Origin of the sequence: Pseudomonas putida, from assembly GCA_041879295.1 — a bacterium.
GTDB classification, from domain to species: domain Bacteria; phylum Pseudomonadota; class Gammaproteobacteria; order Pseudomonadales; family Pseudomonadaceae; genus Aquipseudomonas; species Aquipseudomonas putida_Y.
The window spans coordinates 1716714-1733442 of sequence record CP047152.1; the positions used below are offsets into that span (position 1 = coordinate 1716714).

The following is a 16729-nucleotide window of genomic DNA, read 5'->3' on the forward strand; positions in this document are numbered from 1 at the left end:
TGGAAATACAGTGCAAGAAACCTGCCTGTTTGGTCAGCTAATGAAGTTGGCATCGTTATGGTGCGTGTATTTGCGACCGATGGGTCGTTTATGGGCAGCAAATGGAGGCTGTGACGGAGGGGGATAAAAAATTGTGTACAATCTTGAGGCGGAATGTCTTAATAACGTCATTCCCGCCTGCCGCAGGCGCTATGCTGGTGCGATGGCTGAGTATTTTTTGCCCACAGATTGAACAAGAGGCGACACGCAATGGGACGTTTGACCACACACGTACTGGATGCCGCGCATGGCTGCCCGGGTAGCTCGATCAAGGTCGAGCTGTATCGCGTCGAAGGCCAGCAGCTGGAGCTGGTGAACACCGCCCTGACCAACAGCGATGGCCGCGTCGACGCGCCGCTGTTGCAGGGGGAAGATTACCGTACGGGTGTTTACCAGCTGCAGTTCAGCGCTGGTGATTACTACCGCGCCCGTGGCGTGCAACTGCCGGCCCAGGCGTTTCTGGATGTTGTTGTGCTGCGTTTTGGCATCGACGAGTCGCAGGAGCACTACCATGTGCCGCTGCTGATTTCGCCGTACAGCTATTCGACCTATCGTGGAAGCTAGTTGGTCGCTAGAAGAATCTTCGTAGGTCCTTTGGCCCGCTCTCACACTGGCGGGCTTTTTTTCGTCTGCAGGAAAGTGGTGTGTGATGTGGGGGCGCTCGATCTCCCAGGCGACGTACCTCTACCGCCATACCTTCAAGGCCACACCGCCCGGCATGACGTTGCGTAATGGCCGGGTGTGTTTGCCGTGGGTTTCAGGGGGTGGCAGAAATCGAGCGCCGCCCGCGCGGCGCATCGCGAGCTGCGCTCGCTCCTACGTTTGTTTCTGGCCAGTAACGCCTGTGGCAGGCGCGCGCGACCGCCTTGTTTGTACGGCGCGATATCGAGCCATGCGCCAAGGCGTTCGCGCGCAAATCCCACAGGAATGATTGGCCCGAAACAAACGTAGGAGCGAGCGCAGCTCGCGATGCGCCGCGCGGGCGGCGCTCGGTCTCCCAGGCGACGCACCTCTACCGCCATACAGGCGGCGCTCGATCTCCCAGGCGACGTACCTCTACCGCCATACGTTCAAGGCCACACCGCCCGGCATGACGTTGCGCAATGGCCGGGTGTGTTTGCCGTGGGTTTCAGGGGGTGGCAGAAATCGAGCGCCGCCCGCGCGGCGCATCGCGAGCTGCGCTCGCTCCTACGTTTGTTTCTGGCCAGTAACGCCTGTGACAGGCGCGCGCGACCGCCTTGTTTGTACGACGCGATATCGAGCCATGCGCCAAGGCGTACGCGCGCAAATCCCACAGGAATGATTGGCCCGAAACAAACGTAGGAGCGAGCGCAGCTCGCGATGCGCCGCGCGGGCGGCGCTCGATCTCCCAGGCGACGCACCTCTACCGCCATACAAACGGCGCTCGATCTCCCAGGCGACGTACCTCTACCGCCATACCTTCAAGGCCACACCGCCTGGCATGACGTTGCGCAATGGCCGGGTGTGTTTGCCGTGGGTTTTAGGGGGTGGCAGAAATCGAGCGCCGCCCGCGCGGCGCATCGCGAGCTTTGCTCGCTCCTACGTTTGTTTCGGGCCAGTAACGCCTGTGGCAGGCGCGCGCGACCGCCTTGTTTGTACGACGCAATATCGCGCCAAGCGCCAAGGCGTTCGCGCACAAATCCCACAGGAATGATTGGCCCGAAACAAACGTAGGAGCGAGCGCAGCTCGCGATGCGCCGCGCGGGCGGCGCTCGATCTCCCAGGCGACGCACCTCTACCGCCATACCTTCAAGGCCGCACCGCCCGGCATGACGTTGCGCAATGGCCGGGTGTGTTTGCCGTGGGTTTTAGGGGGTGGCAGAAATCGAGCGCCGCCCGCGCGGCGCATCGCGAGCTTTGCTCGCTCCTACGTTTGTTTCGGGCCAGTAACGCCTGTGACAGACGCGCGCGACCGCCTTGTTTGTACGACGCGATATCGCGCCAAGCGCCAAGGCGTTCGCGCACAAATCCCACAGGAATGATTGGCCCGAAACAAACGTAGGAGCGAGCGCAGCTCGCGATGCGCCGCGCGGGCGGCGCTCGGTCTCCCAGGCGACGTACCTCTACCGCCATACCTTCAAGGCCACACCGCCTGGCATGACGTTGCGCAATGGCCGGGTGTGTTTGCCGTGGGTTTCAGGGGGTGGCAGAAATCGAGCGCCGCCCGCGCGGCGCATCGCGAGCTGCGCTCGCTCCTACGTTTGTTTCTGGCCAGTGACGCCTGTGGCAGGCGCGCGCGACCGCCGTGTTTGTACGACGCGATATCGAGCCATGCGCCAAGGCGTACGCGCGCAAATCCCACAGGAATGATTGGCCCGAAACAAACGTAGGAGCGAGCGCAGCTCGCGATGCGCCGCGCGGGCGGCGCTCGATCTCCCAGGCGACGTACCTCTACCGCCATACAAACGGCGCTCGATCTCCCAGGCGACGCACCTCTACCGCCATACAGGCGGCGCTGATCTCTCAGGCGACGTACCTCTACCGCCATACAAACGGCGCTCGATCTCCCAGGCGACGTACCTCTACCGCCATACCTTCAAGGCCACACCGCCCGGCATGACGTTGCGTAATGGCCGGGTGTGTTTGCCGTGGGTTTCAGGGGGTGGCAGAAATCGAGCGCCGCCCGCGCGGCGCATCGCGAGCTGCGCTCGCTCCTACGTTTGTTTCTGGCCAGTAACGCCTGTGGCAGGCGCGCGCGACCGCCTTGTTTGTACGACGCGATATCGAGCCAGGCTACCGGTGCTCAGAGGAACACGAACTTGGCAATGAAGATCGCGCACAGCACCCACAGGCTGGCCGAGATTTCCTTGTACTTGCCGGTGCCCGCCTTCAATGCCACATAGCTGATGAAGCCCAGGGCAATACCATCGGCGACCGAGAACGTAAGCGGCATCATGATCACCGTGACGATCGCCGGAATGCTGTCGGTGGCCTCATCCCAATGGATATGCGCCATGCTACCCATCATCAGCATTGCAACGTAGATCAGTGCACCGGCTGTCGCGTAGGCAGGAATCATCCCGGCCAGCGGCGCGAAGAACATCGCGGCGATGAACAGCAGGCCTACCACCACAGCCGTCAGGCCGGTTCGGCCACCTGCGGCAACCCCCGCAGCACTCTCCACATAGCTGGTCACCGGCGGTACACCTACCACCGCGCCGAACACACTCGAGGCACTGTCAGCCTTCAACGCCTTCGACAGGTTCTCGATACGCCCGTCCGGCGCCACCAGGTTGGCTCGTTGCGCGACGCCCATCAGCGTGCCGGCAGTGTCGAACATGTGCACGAAGAGGAACGCCAGCACCACGCTGATCATGCTGACGTTGAACACGCCAGCCACGTCCATGGCCATCCAGGTGGGCGCCAGGCTCGGCGGCATCGACATCACCCCGCCAAACTTGACCAGGCCCAGGCCCCAGCCGGCGACGGTGACACCGATGATGCTGATCAGGATCGCGCCGAAGACCCGCTTGTAGCTGAGGATGGCGATCAGCAGGAAGCACACGGCTGCCAACAGCGGCCCCGGTTCATGCAGCGAGCCCAGCTTGATCAGGGTGGCAGGGCTGTCGACGATGATGCCTGCGGTCTTCAGGCCGATCAGCCCGAGAAACAATCCGACGCCGGCCCCCATGGCATGGCGCAGGCTGACCGGGATGCTGTTGAGCAGCCATTCGCGCACTTTCGACAAGGTCAGGAACATGAACAGCACGCCCGAGACGAATACCGCCCCCAGCGCCGTTTCCCAGTTGTAGCCCATGGTGCCGACAACGGTGTAGGTAAAGAAGGCATTGAGCCCCATGCCTGGCGCCAGGCCTACCGGCCAGTTGGCGTACAGGCCCATCAGCAGGCAGCCCAGCGCAGCGGCGATGCAGGTGGCGACAAAAGCGGCACCATGGTCGATGCCGGCGTCGGCCATGATGTTGGGGTTGACGAAGATGATGTAGGCCATGGTGATGAAGGTGGTCACCCCGGCGATCATTTCGGTTCTGACGGTGCTGCCGTGTTGCTTGAGTTTGAAAATCCGCTCCAGCCAGCTCGTTTCGAGCGGTGGGGCGAGATCCAGCGTAGGGGCTTCGGATTTGCGGCTTTCCACAGCGGGTACTCCTCAAGTCTTTCTTGTTGTTATGGAGCCAGTTTCCTGCGCAATGCACTTGGCGGCTCCGCGAGGGAAGGCAGACGTCTGACCGTTTTGTTGACTCAAGGGTCAAGAAGTTGCTCGATGGATTATCCTTTTGTGTACAAAGAATGCAAATAATGTTTTATGTTTTGTATGCGCAATGCATCGTACAACGGCTATATAGGTAAAACGCCCCCTGCGGAATCGCCTCAGCCTGTGTACAATGGCGCCATACTTTCTCTTCGTGCCTCGAGAGCCCATGAACGAACAGCTGCAACCTCTGAAAAAACCTGCACGAGTCGGCAAGGCCGGCCGCAGCGGTACCCAGGACGACATCGTCTACGCGCATATTTTCGAGGCCATCCTCGAGCAGCGTCTGGCTCCGGGCACCAAGTTGAGCGAGGAAGCGCTGGGCGAGATCTTTGGCGTCAGCCGCACCATCATCCGCCGCGCCTTGTCGCGCCTGGCCCACGAAAGCGTGGTGCTGCTGCGGCCGAACCGCGGCGCGGTGGTGGCCAGCCCGACCGTGGAAGAGGCGCGCCAGGTGTTCTTCTCGCGGCGCATGGTCGAACGCGCCATCACCGAGCTGGCGGTGCAGCATGCTACCCTCGACCAGCTCAACGAGCTGCGGCAGATGGTGCGTGAGGAGCGCGACAGCTTCTCGCGCGGTGACCGGGGTGCCGGCATCCGCCTTTCCGGTGAGTTCCACCTCAAGCTGGCCGAAGCGGCGGGCAATGCACCGCTGGTGAGTTTCCAGCGCAGCCTGGTCTCGCAGACTTCGCTGATCATTGCCCAGTACGAAAGCGGCAACCGCTCGCACTGCTCTTACGATGAGCACATGCAGCTTATCGATGCCATCGAGGCGCGCGATGCCGAGCAGGCCGTGAGCCTGATGATGCATCACATGGACCACATCGACAGCAAGCTGAACCTGGACGAGGAGAGCGCCTCGGACGATTTGCATGCGGTGTTCTCGCATCTGTTGAAAAAGCCCAAGGTTTCCGTCAAGGGTTGATCGTTTGCTGGTGTGATCGAGGGGCTGCACGGCAGCCCCCAGCCACTACTGGCCATAACCCAAAGGTCTGCTAAATTCTTGTGAGCAAACCTTCATCAAGCAGTTGGGCTTGCGCATTCGTTGCGTTCAACTTCTTGAGGAACGGATTCATGAGCATGTCCCTGGGTAAACGCATGGGGGCCGAACTGATCGGCACCTTCTGGCTGGTCCTTGGTGGCTGTGGCAGTGCGGTACTCGCAGCCAGTTCCCCTCTCGGCATCGGTGTGCTCGGTGTCGCCTTCGCCTTCGGCCTCACCGTACTGACCATGGCCTTCGCCATCGGCCATATCTCGGGCTGCCATCTAAACCCTGCCGTGTCGTTCGGGCTGGTGGTAGGCGGGCGCTTCCCTGCCAAAGAGCTGCTGCCTTATGTGATCGCCCAGGTGATCGGTGCCATCCTGGCGGCCGGGGTGATCTACCTCATCGCCAGCGGCAAGGCCGGGTTCGAGTTGTCTTCTGGGTTGGCTTCAAACGGCTACGCCGACCACTCGCCCGGTGGCTATACGCTGGGTGCGGGCTTTGTCAGTGAAGTGGTGATGACCGCCATGTTCCTGGTGGTGATCATGGGTGCGACCGACTCTCGCGCACCGGCAGGTTTTGCACCCATCGCCATCGGTCTGGCCCTTACCCTGATCCACCTGATCTCGATCCCGATCACCAATACTTCGGTCAACCCCGCGCGTAGCACGGGGCCGGCCTTGTTCGTCGGTGGCTGGGCCCTGCAGCAGCTGTGGCTGTTCTGGGTGGCGCCGCTGATCGGTGCTGCAATCGGCGGCGCGCTGTATCGGGGCCTGGCGAAAGAACCTTAGCGCTGGTGAACGCAGCGGCCGGCGGCGTAGGTTTCACGCACGGTACGGTCATCGCCCAGGGTGGTGAGCACGAACAAGGTTTCTTCGATGCTGTTGGACTGCTGGATGCGGTAGTCCAGCAGTGGCGTGGCCTTGTAGTCCAGCACCACGAAGTCGGCATCGTTGCCCGGGCGCAGGCTGCCGATACGGTCCTCCAGGCGTAGCGCGCGAGCGCCGCCGAGGGTGGCCAGGTATAGCGATTTGTACGGGTGCAGGCGCGCGCCTTGCAGCTGCATCACCTTGTATGCCTCGTTCAGGGTGTTAAGCAGAGAGAAGCTGGTGCCGGCGCCAACGTCGGTACCCAGGCCCACGTTGACCTTGAACCGCTCGGCCTGGGGCAGGTTGAACAGGCCGCTGCCGAGGAACAGGTTGGAGGTGGGGCAGAAGGCCACGGCCGAGCCGGTTTCGGCCAGGCGCTGGCACTCTTCGTCGCACAGGTGCACGCCGTGGGCAAACACCGAGCGCTCGCCCAGCAGCTCGAAGTGATCGTAGACGTCCAGATAACCCTTCTGCTCGGGGAACAGCGACTTGACCCAGTCGATTTCCTTGAGGTTTTCCGACAGGTGCGTGTGCATGTACACGCCCGGGTGCTCCTTGAGCAATTGGCCGGCCAGGGTCAATTGCTCCGGCGTGCTGGTTGGGGCGAAGCGCGGAGTCACTGCATAGTGCAGGCGGCCTTTGCCGTGCCAGCGCTCGATCAGTGCCTTGCTTTCGGCATAGCCGGACTCGGCGGTGTCGGTCAGGTAGTCCGGCGCGTTGCGATCCATCATTACCTTGCCGGCGATCAGGCGCAGGTCCAGGCGTTCAGCCTCTTCGAACAGGGCATTCACCGACTCCGGGTGCACGCTGCCGAATACCAGCGCAGTGGTGGTGCCGTTACGCAGCAGTTCTTTGAGGAAGATCTTCGCCACCTGGTCGGCGTGGTCTTTGTCGGCGAACTGCTTTTCGCAAGGGAAGGTGTAGGTGTTCAGCCAGTCCAGCAACTGCTCGCCGTACGAGCCGATCATGCCGGTCTGCGGGAAGTGGATGTGGGTATCGATGAAGCCCGGGGTGATCAGCGCGTCCTGGTAGTGCTCGACCGGGATGCCGGCATCCAGCGTCGGCAGCAGTTCACTGGCGTGCCCAACGGCGCTGATGCGGCCATCGTCGACCACCAGCAGGCCGTCTTCGTAGTATTCATGGGAAGCCTCCAGGCCCACCTCGGCCGGGTCGGCAATGCTGTGCAGGATGGCGGCACGGTAGGCTTTGCGGGTAACGGTCATAACACACTCGTCAAATGGCTTGGCTGCGGCGGGAGGGCGGCAGCAATTGGGCAATGGGGCCGGCATTGGCGGCAGCGTCGTGCTGGCCGAAGCAGGCGTTGTAAGTGGCAATGATTTCACCGGCGATAGACACGGCGATCTCGATGGGCAGCTTGCCCTTGACCTCGGTCAGGCCCATGGGGCAGCGCATGCGGGCCATGACGGCCTCGTCGAAACCTCGCTCGCGCAGGCGGTGCTCGAACTTGACCCGTTTGGTCTTCGAGCCGATCAGGCCGAACCAGGTGAAATCATTGCGCTTGAGAATGGCGGCGGTCAGTTCCAGGTCGAGCTGGTGGTTGTGGGTCATGACGATGCAGTAGCTGCCGGGCGGCAGGTCCGCGACTTCGTCGACCGGTTCCTCACTGACGACCTTGGTCACCCCCTTGGGGATGAGTTCGGGGAATTCCTGTTCACGCGAGTCAATCCAGCGCACCCGGCAGGGGAGCGCGGCGAGCAAGGGTACCAGAGCCCTGCCGACATGGCCCGCGCCGAACACGGCGATCTGCGCCTGCACAGCGGCCATCGGCTCGAACAGCAGCACGGTGGCGCCGCCGCAACACTGGCCCAGGCTGGCGCCGAGGCTGAAGCGCTCCAGGTGCGGGGTGGTGCGCTGCTCTTCGAGCATTTGTCGGGCGATGTGCAAGGCTTTGTATTCGAGGTGCCCACCGCCGATGGTGTCGAACAGGCCGCTGGCGCTGACCACCATCTTTGAGCCGGCATTGCGCGGTGTCGAGCCGCGTTCCTCGATGATGGTCACCAGCACGCAGGCTTCGCCACGTGACTGGTGGTCGGCGAGGGCGTTGATCCATTGGTGCATGATGCAACCTCTCTAAGCCATGCTGCCGACCCTGGTAGGAGCGGTTTTACCCGCACCTGCCAGGGCCTTGCGTTGTCAGGGGGTGATGGTTTCCAGTTCCAGTTCGCGCGACTGTGTTTCAGCCACTGCCTTGCGCATCTGCTCGCAGCCCCACAGCACCCGCTCAGGTGTAGCTGGCGCATCCACCTGCGGCTGCACGCGGTAGTCGGCGAGGCTGGCCACGGCATCCTTGATTGCACACCAGGCAGCGATGCCGAGCATGAACGGTGGCTCGCCCACGGCCTTGGAGTGGAACACGGTGTCTTCCGGGTTTTTGCGGTTCTCCACCAGTTTCACCCGCAAGTCCAGTGGCATGTCGGCCACGGCCGGGATCTTGTAGCTGGCCGGGCCGTTGGTCATCAGCTTGCCTTTGGCGTTCCACACCAGCTCTTCGGTAGTCAGCCAGCCCATGCCCTGGATGAAACCGCCCTCTACCTGGCCGATGTCGATCGCAGGGTTCAGCGAATCGCCCACGTCGTGCAGGATGTCGGCGCGCAACATCTTGTATTCGCCGGTCAGCGTATCGACGATCACTTCCACGCAGGCAGCGCCAAAGGCGAAGTAGTAGAACGGCCGGCCGCGTGCCTGGCTGCGGTCGTAGAAGATTTTCGGCGTGCGGTAGAACCCGGTGCTGGACAGCGACACCTGAGCGAAGTAAGCCTGCTGCACCAGTTGCTCGAAGCTGACGATCTGGTCGCGCACGCGCACATGGCCGTTACGGAACTCGACGTCTTCCTCGGTCACCTGATAGTGCCGTGCGGCAAACTCGGTCAGGCGGCGCTTGAGGATTTCAGCCGCGTTCTGCGCCGCCTTGCCGTTAAGGTCGGCGCCGCTGGACGCAGCCGTAGGCGAGGTGTTGGGTACCTTGTCGGTGTTGGTGGCGGTAATCTGGATGCGGCTGAAGTCCACCTGGAAGATCTGCGCTACCACCTGGGCTACCTTGGTGTTCAGGCCCTGGCCCATCTCGGTGCCGCCGTGGTTCAGGTGAATGCTGCCGTCGGTGTAAATATGGATCAGTGCACCGGCCTGGTTGAGGAAGGTGGCGGTGAACGAAATGCCGAACTTGACTGGTGTCAGTGCCAGGCCTTTCTTCAGGATCGGGCTGTTGGCGTTGAAGCGGCGGATCGACTCGCGGCGTTCTGCATAGTCGCTGCTGGCTTCCAGTTCGGCGGTCATCTCTTCGAGCATGTTGTGCTCGACGGTCTGGTAGTAGTGGGTGACGTTGCGTTCGGTCTTGCCGTAATAGTTGGCCTTGCGCACGGCCAGCGGGTCACGGCCCAGATGGCGGGCGATATGGTCCATCACCTGCTCGATGGCAACCATACCCTGCGGGCCGCCAAAGCCGCGGTAGGCGGTGTTGGAGGCGGTGTTGGTCTTGCAGCGGTGGCCGTGGACGGTGGCATCGCCCAGGTAGTAAGCGTTGTCGGAGTGGAACATGGCGCGGTCGACGATCGAACCGGACAGGTCGGGCGAATAGCCGCAGTTGCCGGCCAGGTCGAAATTGATGCCGTGCAGCCGGCCGTTGTCGTCGAAGCCCACGTTATACTCGACGTAGAACGGGTGGCGCTTGCCGGTCATGGTCATGTCTTCGACCCGCGGCAGGCGCATCTTGGTTGGTTGGCCGGTCAGGCGCGCAACTACCGCGCACAGGCATGCCGGACTGGCGGCCTGGGTTTCCTTGCCGCCAAAACCGCCACCCATGCGGCGCATGTCCAGCACCACCTTGTTCATCGGCACGTCGAGCACTTCGGCGACCAGTTTCTGCACTTCGGTGGGGTTCTGCGTGGAGCAGTAGACGATCATGCCGCCGTCTTCGGTAGGCATTACCGAGGAAATCTGCGTTTCCAGGTAGAAGTGCTCCTGGCCGCCGATGTGCAGGGTGCCCTGAATGCGGTGCGGGGCGCTGGCCAGGGCGGCAGCCGAATCGCCGCGCTGGTGGGTGTGGCTATCGAGCACGAAGTGCTTCTTGTGCAGCGCCTCGACCACGTCCAGCACCGGTTCCAGGTCTTCGTACTCGACGATGGCGGCCATGGCCGCTTTACGTGCGGTTTCAAGATCGCGGGCAGCGACAGCGAGCACCGGCTGGCCGAAGAACTCGACCTTGTCGATGGCCAGAAGCGGGTCGCCGGCCACCACCGGGCCGATGTCCTTCAGGCCGGGGATGTCTTCGTGGGTGATGGCAATGCGCACGCCCTCGAAGGCGTAGCACGGCGTGGTATCGATGCGCAGGATACGCGCATGGGCGCGGTCGGCGGTGCGGGCATAGACGTGCAACTGGTTGGGGAATTCCAGGCGGTCGTCGATGTACACAGCCTCGCCGGATACATGCTTGTCGGCGCTGTCGTGCTTGACGCTACGGCCCACCCCGGTGGTCAGGTCCTGGCTGAACAGTTCGGCCATCTCGGCCTGGCTTTTGGCTACGTGATGGTTAGACATAAGCGGTCACCCGGGTTTCGATGTGCGGTGTTTGCTGTTCGATGAAATACTTGCGCAGCAGGTTCTGCGCGGTCAGCAGGCGGTATTCCTTGCTGGCGCGGAAGTCGCTGAGCGGGGTGAAGTCTTCGGCCAGGGCCTGGCAGGCGCGCTCGATGGCAGCCTGGTCCCATGGCTTGCCACGTAGCGCCGCCTCACAGGCGCGGGCGCGTTTGGGGATCGCCGCCATGCCGCCGAAGGCGATGCGTACACCGCTGACTACGCCGTCTTCGATGCTGAGGTTGAACGCCCCGCACACGGCGGAGATATCATCGTCCAGGCGTTTGGACACTTTATAGGCGCGGAACGCCCAGTCGCTGGTGGCGCGCGGCACAATGATCTTCTCGATGAACTCGCTGTCCTGTCGGGCAGTGATGCGGTAATCGATGAAGTAGTCTTCCAGTGGCATCACCCGCTGGCGCTCGCCCTGGCGCAGGACGACCTGTGCATCCAGCGCGATCAGCAAGGGTGGCGAGTCGCCGATCGGCGAGGCGTTGCCGATGTTGCCGCCGAGGGTGCCCTGGTTGCGGATCTGCAGCGAGGCGAAGCGGTGAAGCAGTGCCCCGAAGTCAGGGTACTCTTCGTTCAGCGCGGTGTAGCAGTCAGTCAGCGGCGTGGCGGCGCCGATTTCCAGGTGGCTGGCGGTTTTCTCGATGCGCTTGAGCTCCGCCACATGGCCGACGTAGATCATCACGGGCAAGGTCTTGTGGAACTGGGTGACTTCCAGCGCCAGGTCGGTCCCCCCCGCGAGCAGGCGCGCTTCAGGGTGCGAGCTGTACAGGTCGGCCAGGTCGGAGACGGTCAGCGGCACCAGACAGCGCTTGTCGCCGCTGTTCAGCTCGCCGGTCTGGGTCGGGGCAATGGCCTTGAGGCGGCTGATGGTTTGCGCCTGCTGGCTATCGAACTGGTCGCGGCAGGGCTGGCGGCAGCTCTGCTCGGCGGCGTCGAGGATCGGCCGGTAACCGGTGCAGCGGCACAGGTTACCAGCCAGGGCTTCCTGGGCCTGGTGCAGGTCGGGGCCGCTGCTGTTCTTTTGCAGGGCAAACAGTGACATGACGAAGCCGGGCGTGCAGAAGCCGCATTGCGATCCGTGGCAGTCTGCCATCGCTTGTTGAACGCTGTGCAGTTGGCCCTGTTGTTTGAGACCCTCGACGCTGATCAGTTGCTTGCCGTGCAGCGACGACACAAAGGTCAGGCACGAATTGAGGCTGCGGTAGCGCAGGCTGTCGTTGCCTTGGTCGTCCTGGCTCAGTTCGCCGACCACCACGGTGCACGCACCGCAGTCTCCACTGGCGCAGCCCTCCTTGGTGCCGGTTTTGCCCAGGTGCTCGCGCAGGTACTGCAGCACCGTCATGTTTGGGTCCAGGGCGTGCTCACTACGCAGCTCCTGGTTGACGAGAAACTGGATCACGGGGATGGCCTCGCAATGGTTTTATTGTTGTTGGGCGGACTCTAAGCAAGACCTGTCTAGCAGGTCAATATTTTTCTGACCCAAAGGTCAAGAAATTGCACATGTCCATGCCCAGCCGAACACACTGCCTCTATTCCAAGCATAGATCGCGCCGGGCGCGTGGCTGTCTGACAGGTCAAATAAACCACCTGGCCCCTCTGCGCGACTACCGCCCAAGTACGCTACAATTCGCCCCTTGTGCCCAGTTCAATGATTTTGAAGGAAAACCATGACGTTCAAGGCCCCGGACAGCCTCTCCGAGCAGATTGCCGATTACCTGGCCGAACGCATCATTCGCGGCGAGCTGGCGCCAGGCGAACGTATCCAGGAGCAGAAGGTTACCCAGGCGCTCAACGTCAGCCGCGGCTCGGTGCGTGAGGCACTGCTGATCCTCGAACGCCGCCATCTGGTGGCGATCCTGCCGCGCCGGGGTGCCCATGTGACCGTGCTGGACGAGCGCAGCGTTCGCAGCCTGTGCTCGCTGATGGGCGAGTTCTACATCCTGCTGGGCAATGCGGTTGCGCAAAAGTGGCGCACCGAAGCCGACCTGCGCCCGTTTCTGGAGATCCAGCAGCGGCTGCAGCGTGCCCATGACCAGCTCGACATCAAGACCTTCGTCGCCGACAGTTTTGCGGTCATGCGTGCGGCCTACCCGTTCGCCGACAACCCGTTCCTGCAGGAAACCGTGGAAAACCTGCAGCCGGCCATGAGCCGTGCCTATTACCTGTCGCTGGACCAGCGCCAGGCCAACATGAGCGACTATCTCGACCTGTTCGCCCGCCTGCTCGAAGCCGTGGTCTCCCGCGACCTGCCGCGCATTCGTGAGGTGCTCACCGCCTATGGCCAGCGCAGCTGCGAACTGGTGCTGGCGGCACTGGCCAGAGGCTGACCGATGCGCCTGAAGTGCATTCGCCTGGCCGGGTTCAAGTCGTTCGTCGACCCGACCACGGTCAACTTCCCCAGCAACATGGCGGCCGTGGTCGGCCCAAACGGCTGCGGCAAGTCCAATATCATCGACGCGGTGCGTTGGGTGATGGGCGAGAGTTCGGCGAAGAACCTGCGCGGCGAGTCGATGACCGACGTCATCTTCAACGGCTCCAGTGGCCGCAAGCCGGTCAGCCAGGCCAGTATCGAGCTGGTGTTCGACAACAGCGAAACCACTCTGGTCGGCGAGTATGCCGCCTACGCCGAGATATCGATCCGCCGCAAGGTTACCCGCGACGGGCAGAATAGCTATTACCTCAACGGCACCAAATGCCGCCGGCGTGACATCACCGATATCTTCCTCGGGACGGGGCTGGGGCCGCGCAGTTACTCGATCATCGAGCAGGGCATGATCTCCAAGCTGATCGAGGCCAAGCCCGAGGAGCTGCGCAACTTCATCGAGGAAGCGGCTGGCATTTCCAAATACAAGGAGCGCCGCCGCGAAACCGAGAACCGCATCCGTCGCACTCAGGAAAACCTGGCGCGCCTGACCGACCTGCGCGAAGAGCTCGAACGCCAGCTGGAGCGTCTGCATCGCCAGGCCCAGGCCGCCGAGAAGTACCGTGAGTACAAGGCTCAGGAGCGCCAGATGAAAGCGCGCCTGTCTGCCTTGCGCTGGCGAGGCCTGGACGAACAAGTCCGCCAGCGCGAGTCGGTGATCGGCGATCAGGGCGTTTCTCACGAGGCGCTGGTGGCCGAGCAGCGCAATGCCGATGCCAGCATCGAACGCCTGCGCGACGGTCATCACGAACTGTCCGAACGTTTCAATCAGGTGCAGGGCCGTTTCTACTCGGTGGCCGGTGACATCGCCCGGGTCGAGCAGAGCATTCAGCACGGCCAGCAGCGCCTGCGGCAGTTGCAGGACGACTTCAAGGAAGCCGAGCGCACACGCCTGGAAACCGAATCGCACCTGGGACACGACCGCACCTTGCTGGCGACCCTGGGCGAAGAGCTGGCCATGCTCGAACCCGAGCAGGAAATGACCCTGGCGGCTGCCGAGGAAGCCGCTGCCGCGCTTGAAGAGGCCGAACTGGGCATGCACGGCTGGCAGGAGCAGTGGGACAGCTTCAACAGCAGTTCCGCCGAACCGCGCCGTCAGGCCGAAGTGCAGCAGGCGCGATTGCAGCAGCTGGAAGCCAGCCTTGAGCGCCAGACCGAGCGCCAGCGCAAGTTGGTCGAGGAGCGCGAACAACTGGGCAGCGACCCCCAGGATGCTGCCATGCTCGAACAGGTCGAGCAGTTGGCCAGCAGCGAAATGCTGCTGGAAGAACTGCAGCTCTGCGAAGAGCAGGTGATCGAGCGCCTGGAAAACGCACGCGAGCAACTGCAGCAGGCCACCCAGGCGCAACAGCAGGCACAGGGCGACCTGCAGCGCCTGGGCGGGCGCCTGGCCTCGCTTGAAGCCTTGCAGCAGGCCGCCCTGGAGCCGGGCGCAGGTGCTGCGCAATGGCTGCACGGCCAAGGGCTGGAGCAACAGCCGCGGCTGGCCGAAGGCTTGCGGGTGGAGCCGGGTTGGGAGCTGGCGGTAGAGACCGTGCTTGGTGCCGATCTGCAGGCCGTGCTGGTGGACGATTTCAACGACCTCGATTTTGCCGGCCTGGAGCAGGGTGAACTGCGCTTGCTGCTGGCCGTCAGCGCGGGGGCGACGTCGCCCGGCAGCTTGCTGGAGAAGGTCGAGGGCCGTATCGACCTGGCGCCCTGGCTGGGCCAGGTCAGGCCTGTGGAAGACCTGGCCCAGGCACTGGAGCAGCGCGGGTCGCTCGGCGAAGGGCAGAGCCTGGTCAGCCGCGATGGCTATTGGGTCGGCCGGCACTTCCTGCGGGTGCGCCGGGGTGGCGAGGCCGAAGGCGGCGTGCTGGCGCGTGGCCAGGAAATCGAACGCCTGGGCCAGGAGCAACTGGAACAGGAAGCGGCGCTGGAACAGCTCGATCAACAGTTGCAGGCCCTGCGCGAGCAGCAACTGGACCTGGAGGAGCAGCGCGAACAGTTGCGCCGCCGCACACAGGATGAAAACCGCCTGCACGGCGAGCTGAAGGCCAGTCTTTCGGCCAGCCGCGCGCGCGCCGAGCAGGTCGAGCTGCGCCGCCGCCGCCTGCACGAAGAGCTGGGCGAGCTGGAAGAACAGCGCGCCCTGGAACACGAGCAACTGGGCGAAGCACGCCTGCTGCTACAAGAGGCTCTGGAGCTCATGGCCCAGGACACCGAGCAGCGCGAACAGTTGATGGCCCGCCGCGATACCCTGCGCGAAAGCCTCGATCGGGTGCGTCAGGAGGCTAGGCAGCACAAGGACCACGCTCACCAGCTGGCGGTGCGCCTGGGGTCGCTGCGTGCCCAGTACGATTCTACCCGCCAGGCGCTGGAGCGCCTGGAGCTGCAAGCTGCGCGCCTGACCGAGCGCCAGGAGCAACTGAGCCTGAACCTGGAGGAGGGGGAAGCCCCGCAGGAAGAACTGCGCCTGAAGCTGGAGGAACTGCTGGAGCGGCGCATGAGTGTGGACGAGGAAATGCGCCTGGCTCGCCTGCACATGGACGAAGCCGACCGCGAACTGCGCGATGCCGAAAAGCGCCGCACCCAGGCCGAGCAGCAGGCCCAGTTGCTGCGCGGTCAACTGGAGCAACTGCGCCTGGAGTGCCAGGGCCTGGATGTGCGGCGCAAGACCCTGCAAGAGCAGTTGCTGGCCGACGGTTATGACCTGCAAGGCGTGCTCGCCACCCTGGAAGCCGAGGCCAGCGAGCAGGGTACCGAACAGGAGCTGGAGCAGCTTGAGGCGCGCATCCAGCGCCTGGGGGCGATCAACCTGGCGGCCATCGAAGAATACGAGCAGCAGTCCGAGCGCAAACGTTACCTGGACGCCCAGGACGCCGACCTGGTCGAAGCGCTGGAAACCCTCGAAAACGTCATCCGCAAAATCGACAAGGAGACCCGCAACCGCTTCAAGGATACCTTTGATCAGATAAATGCCGGATTACAGGCACTTTTCCCAAAAGTTTTCGGTGGTGGCAGCGCTTATCTGGAACTGACGGGCGAAGATCTACTCGATACAGGGGTGACGATCATGGCGCGCCCCCCGGGCAAGAAGAACAGCACCATCCATTTGCTGTCCGGCGGCGAGAAGGCACTGACCGCTTTGGCGCTGGTGTTTGCCATCTTCAAGTTGAACCCCGCACCGTTCTGCATGCTCGACGAGGTCGATGCGCCGCTGGACGATGCCAACGTCGGGCGCTACGCGCGTCTGGTCAAGGAAATGAGTGAAAGCGTGCAGTTCATCTACATCACCCATAACAAGATTGCGATGGAGATGGCGGATCAATTGATGGGGGTGACCATGCATGAACCGGGTTGTTCACGCCTTGTTGCGGTTGATGTGGAGGCGGCCATGGCCATGGTCGACGCTTGATGTACGACGATAGGGGCACATTCTGTAGCGAAATGCCCCCGCCATGTGCGACAGACGGTGTAAAGTTGTCTTTGGTCGTGCTAGCTTAATGTCACTCGTTTTTTGCGTGGGTAAAACGCCTGTCAGAACATAGAGTTGGCGCCACGTGTTAAAGGGCTTTGAACCCTTTGTTTTCAAGCATATTTTTATA

10 protein-coding genes are annotated in these 16729 nt (G+C 62.9%); 5 read left to right on the top strand and 5 right to left on the bottom strand.

Annotated elements, in window-relative coordinates:
• Nucleotides 1-249 precede the first annotated feature (249 nt).
• Nucleotides 250-603 carry a hydroxyisourate hydrolase gene (gene uraH / locus GST84_07990; protein ID XGB12310.1) on the top strand — a complete coding sequence of 118 codons (354 nt, stop codon included), beginning with the start codon at nt 250-252 and terminating at the stop codon, nt 601-603.
• Nucleotides 604-2803: 2200 nt separating this feature from the next.
• Here uraH and GST84_07995 read toward each other — a convergent pair.
• Nucleotides 2804-4153, bottom strand: coding sequence for an NCS2 family permease (locus GST84_07995; GenBank protein ID XGB12311.1), 1350 nt, complete (start codon nt 4151-4153; stop codon nt 2804-2806).
• Nucleotides 4154-4436: 283 nt separating this feature from the next.
• On the opposite strand from GST84_07995, the gene GST84_08000 reads away from it, so the two are divergent.
• Together GST84_08000 and aqpZ are read left to right on the top strand one after the other, a co-directional pair.
• Nucleotides 4437-5192 carry an FCD domain-containing protein gene (locus tag GST84_08000; protein XGB12312.1) on the top strand — a complete coding sequence of 252 codons (756 nt, stop codon included), beginning with the start codon at nt 4437-4439 and terminating at the stop codon, nt 5190-5192.
• A gap of 149 nt (nt 5193-5341) precedes the next feature.
• Nucleotides 5342-6040 (top strand): aquaporin Z, encoded by a 699-nt coding sequence (gene aqpZ, locus GST84_08005; protein ID XGB12313.1) that lies wholly within the window; start codon nt 5342-5344, stop codon nt 6038-6040.
• Here the strand turns inward: aqpZ and guaD are convergent.
• The 4 genes from guaD to xdhA form a co-directional block, all read right to left on the bottom strand.
• A complete protein-coding gene (guaD, locus tag GST84_08010) occupies nt 6037-7341 on the bottom strand; it encodes a guanine deaminase (protein ID XGB12314.1) in 1305 nt (434 codons plus the stop codon). The two genes, aqpZ and guaD, sit on opposite strands and share 4 nt — an antisense overlap.
• A gap of 10 nt (nt 7342-7351) precedes the next feature.
• A complete protein-coding gene (xdhC, locus tag GST84_08015; protein ID XGB12315.1) occupies nt 7352-8197 on the bottom strand; it encodes a xanthine dehydrogenase accessory protein XdhC in 846 nt (281 codons plus the stop codon).
• Nucleotides 8198-8272: 75 nt separating this feature from the next.
• Nucleotides 8273-10672 carry a xanthine dehydrogenase molybdopterin binding subunit gene (xdhB, locus tag GST84_08020; GenBank protein ID XGB12316.1) on the bottom strand — a complete coding sequence of 800 codons (2400 nt, stop codon included), beginning with the start codon at nt 10670-10672 and terminating at the stop codon, nt 8273-8275.
• Nucleotides 10665-12119 (bottom strand): xanthine dehydrogenase small subunit, encoded by a 1455-nt coding sequence (gene xdhA, locus GST84_08025; protein ID XGB12317.1) that lies wholly within the window; start codon nt 12117-12119, stop codon nt 10665-10667. The genes xdhB and xdhA overlap by 8 nt, the downstream gene beginning before the upstream one ends.
• 268 nt (nt 12120-12387) lie before the next feature.
• Here xdhA and GST84_08030 point away from each other — a divergent pair, with 268 nt between their 5' ends.
• Nucleotides 12388-13047 (top strand): GntR family transcriptional regulator, encoded by a 660-nt coding sequence (locus GST84_08030; protein ID XGB12318.1) that lies wholly within the window; start codon nt 12388-12390, stop codon nt 13045-13047.
• Nucleotides 13048-13050: 3 nt separating this feature from the next.
• Nucleotides 13051-16539, top strand: a complete 3489-nt coding sequence (gene smc / locus GST84_08035) for a chromosome segregation protein SMC (GenBank protein ID XGB12319.1) — start codon at nt 13051-13053, stop codon at nt 16537-16539.
• The last annotated feature ends 190 nt before the right edge of the window (nt 16540-16729 follow it).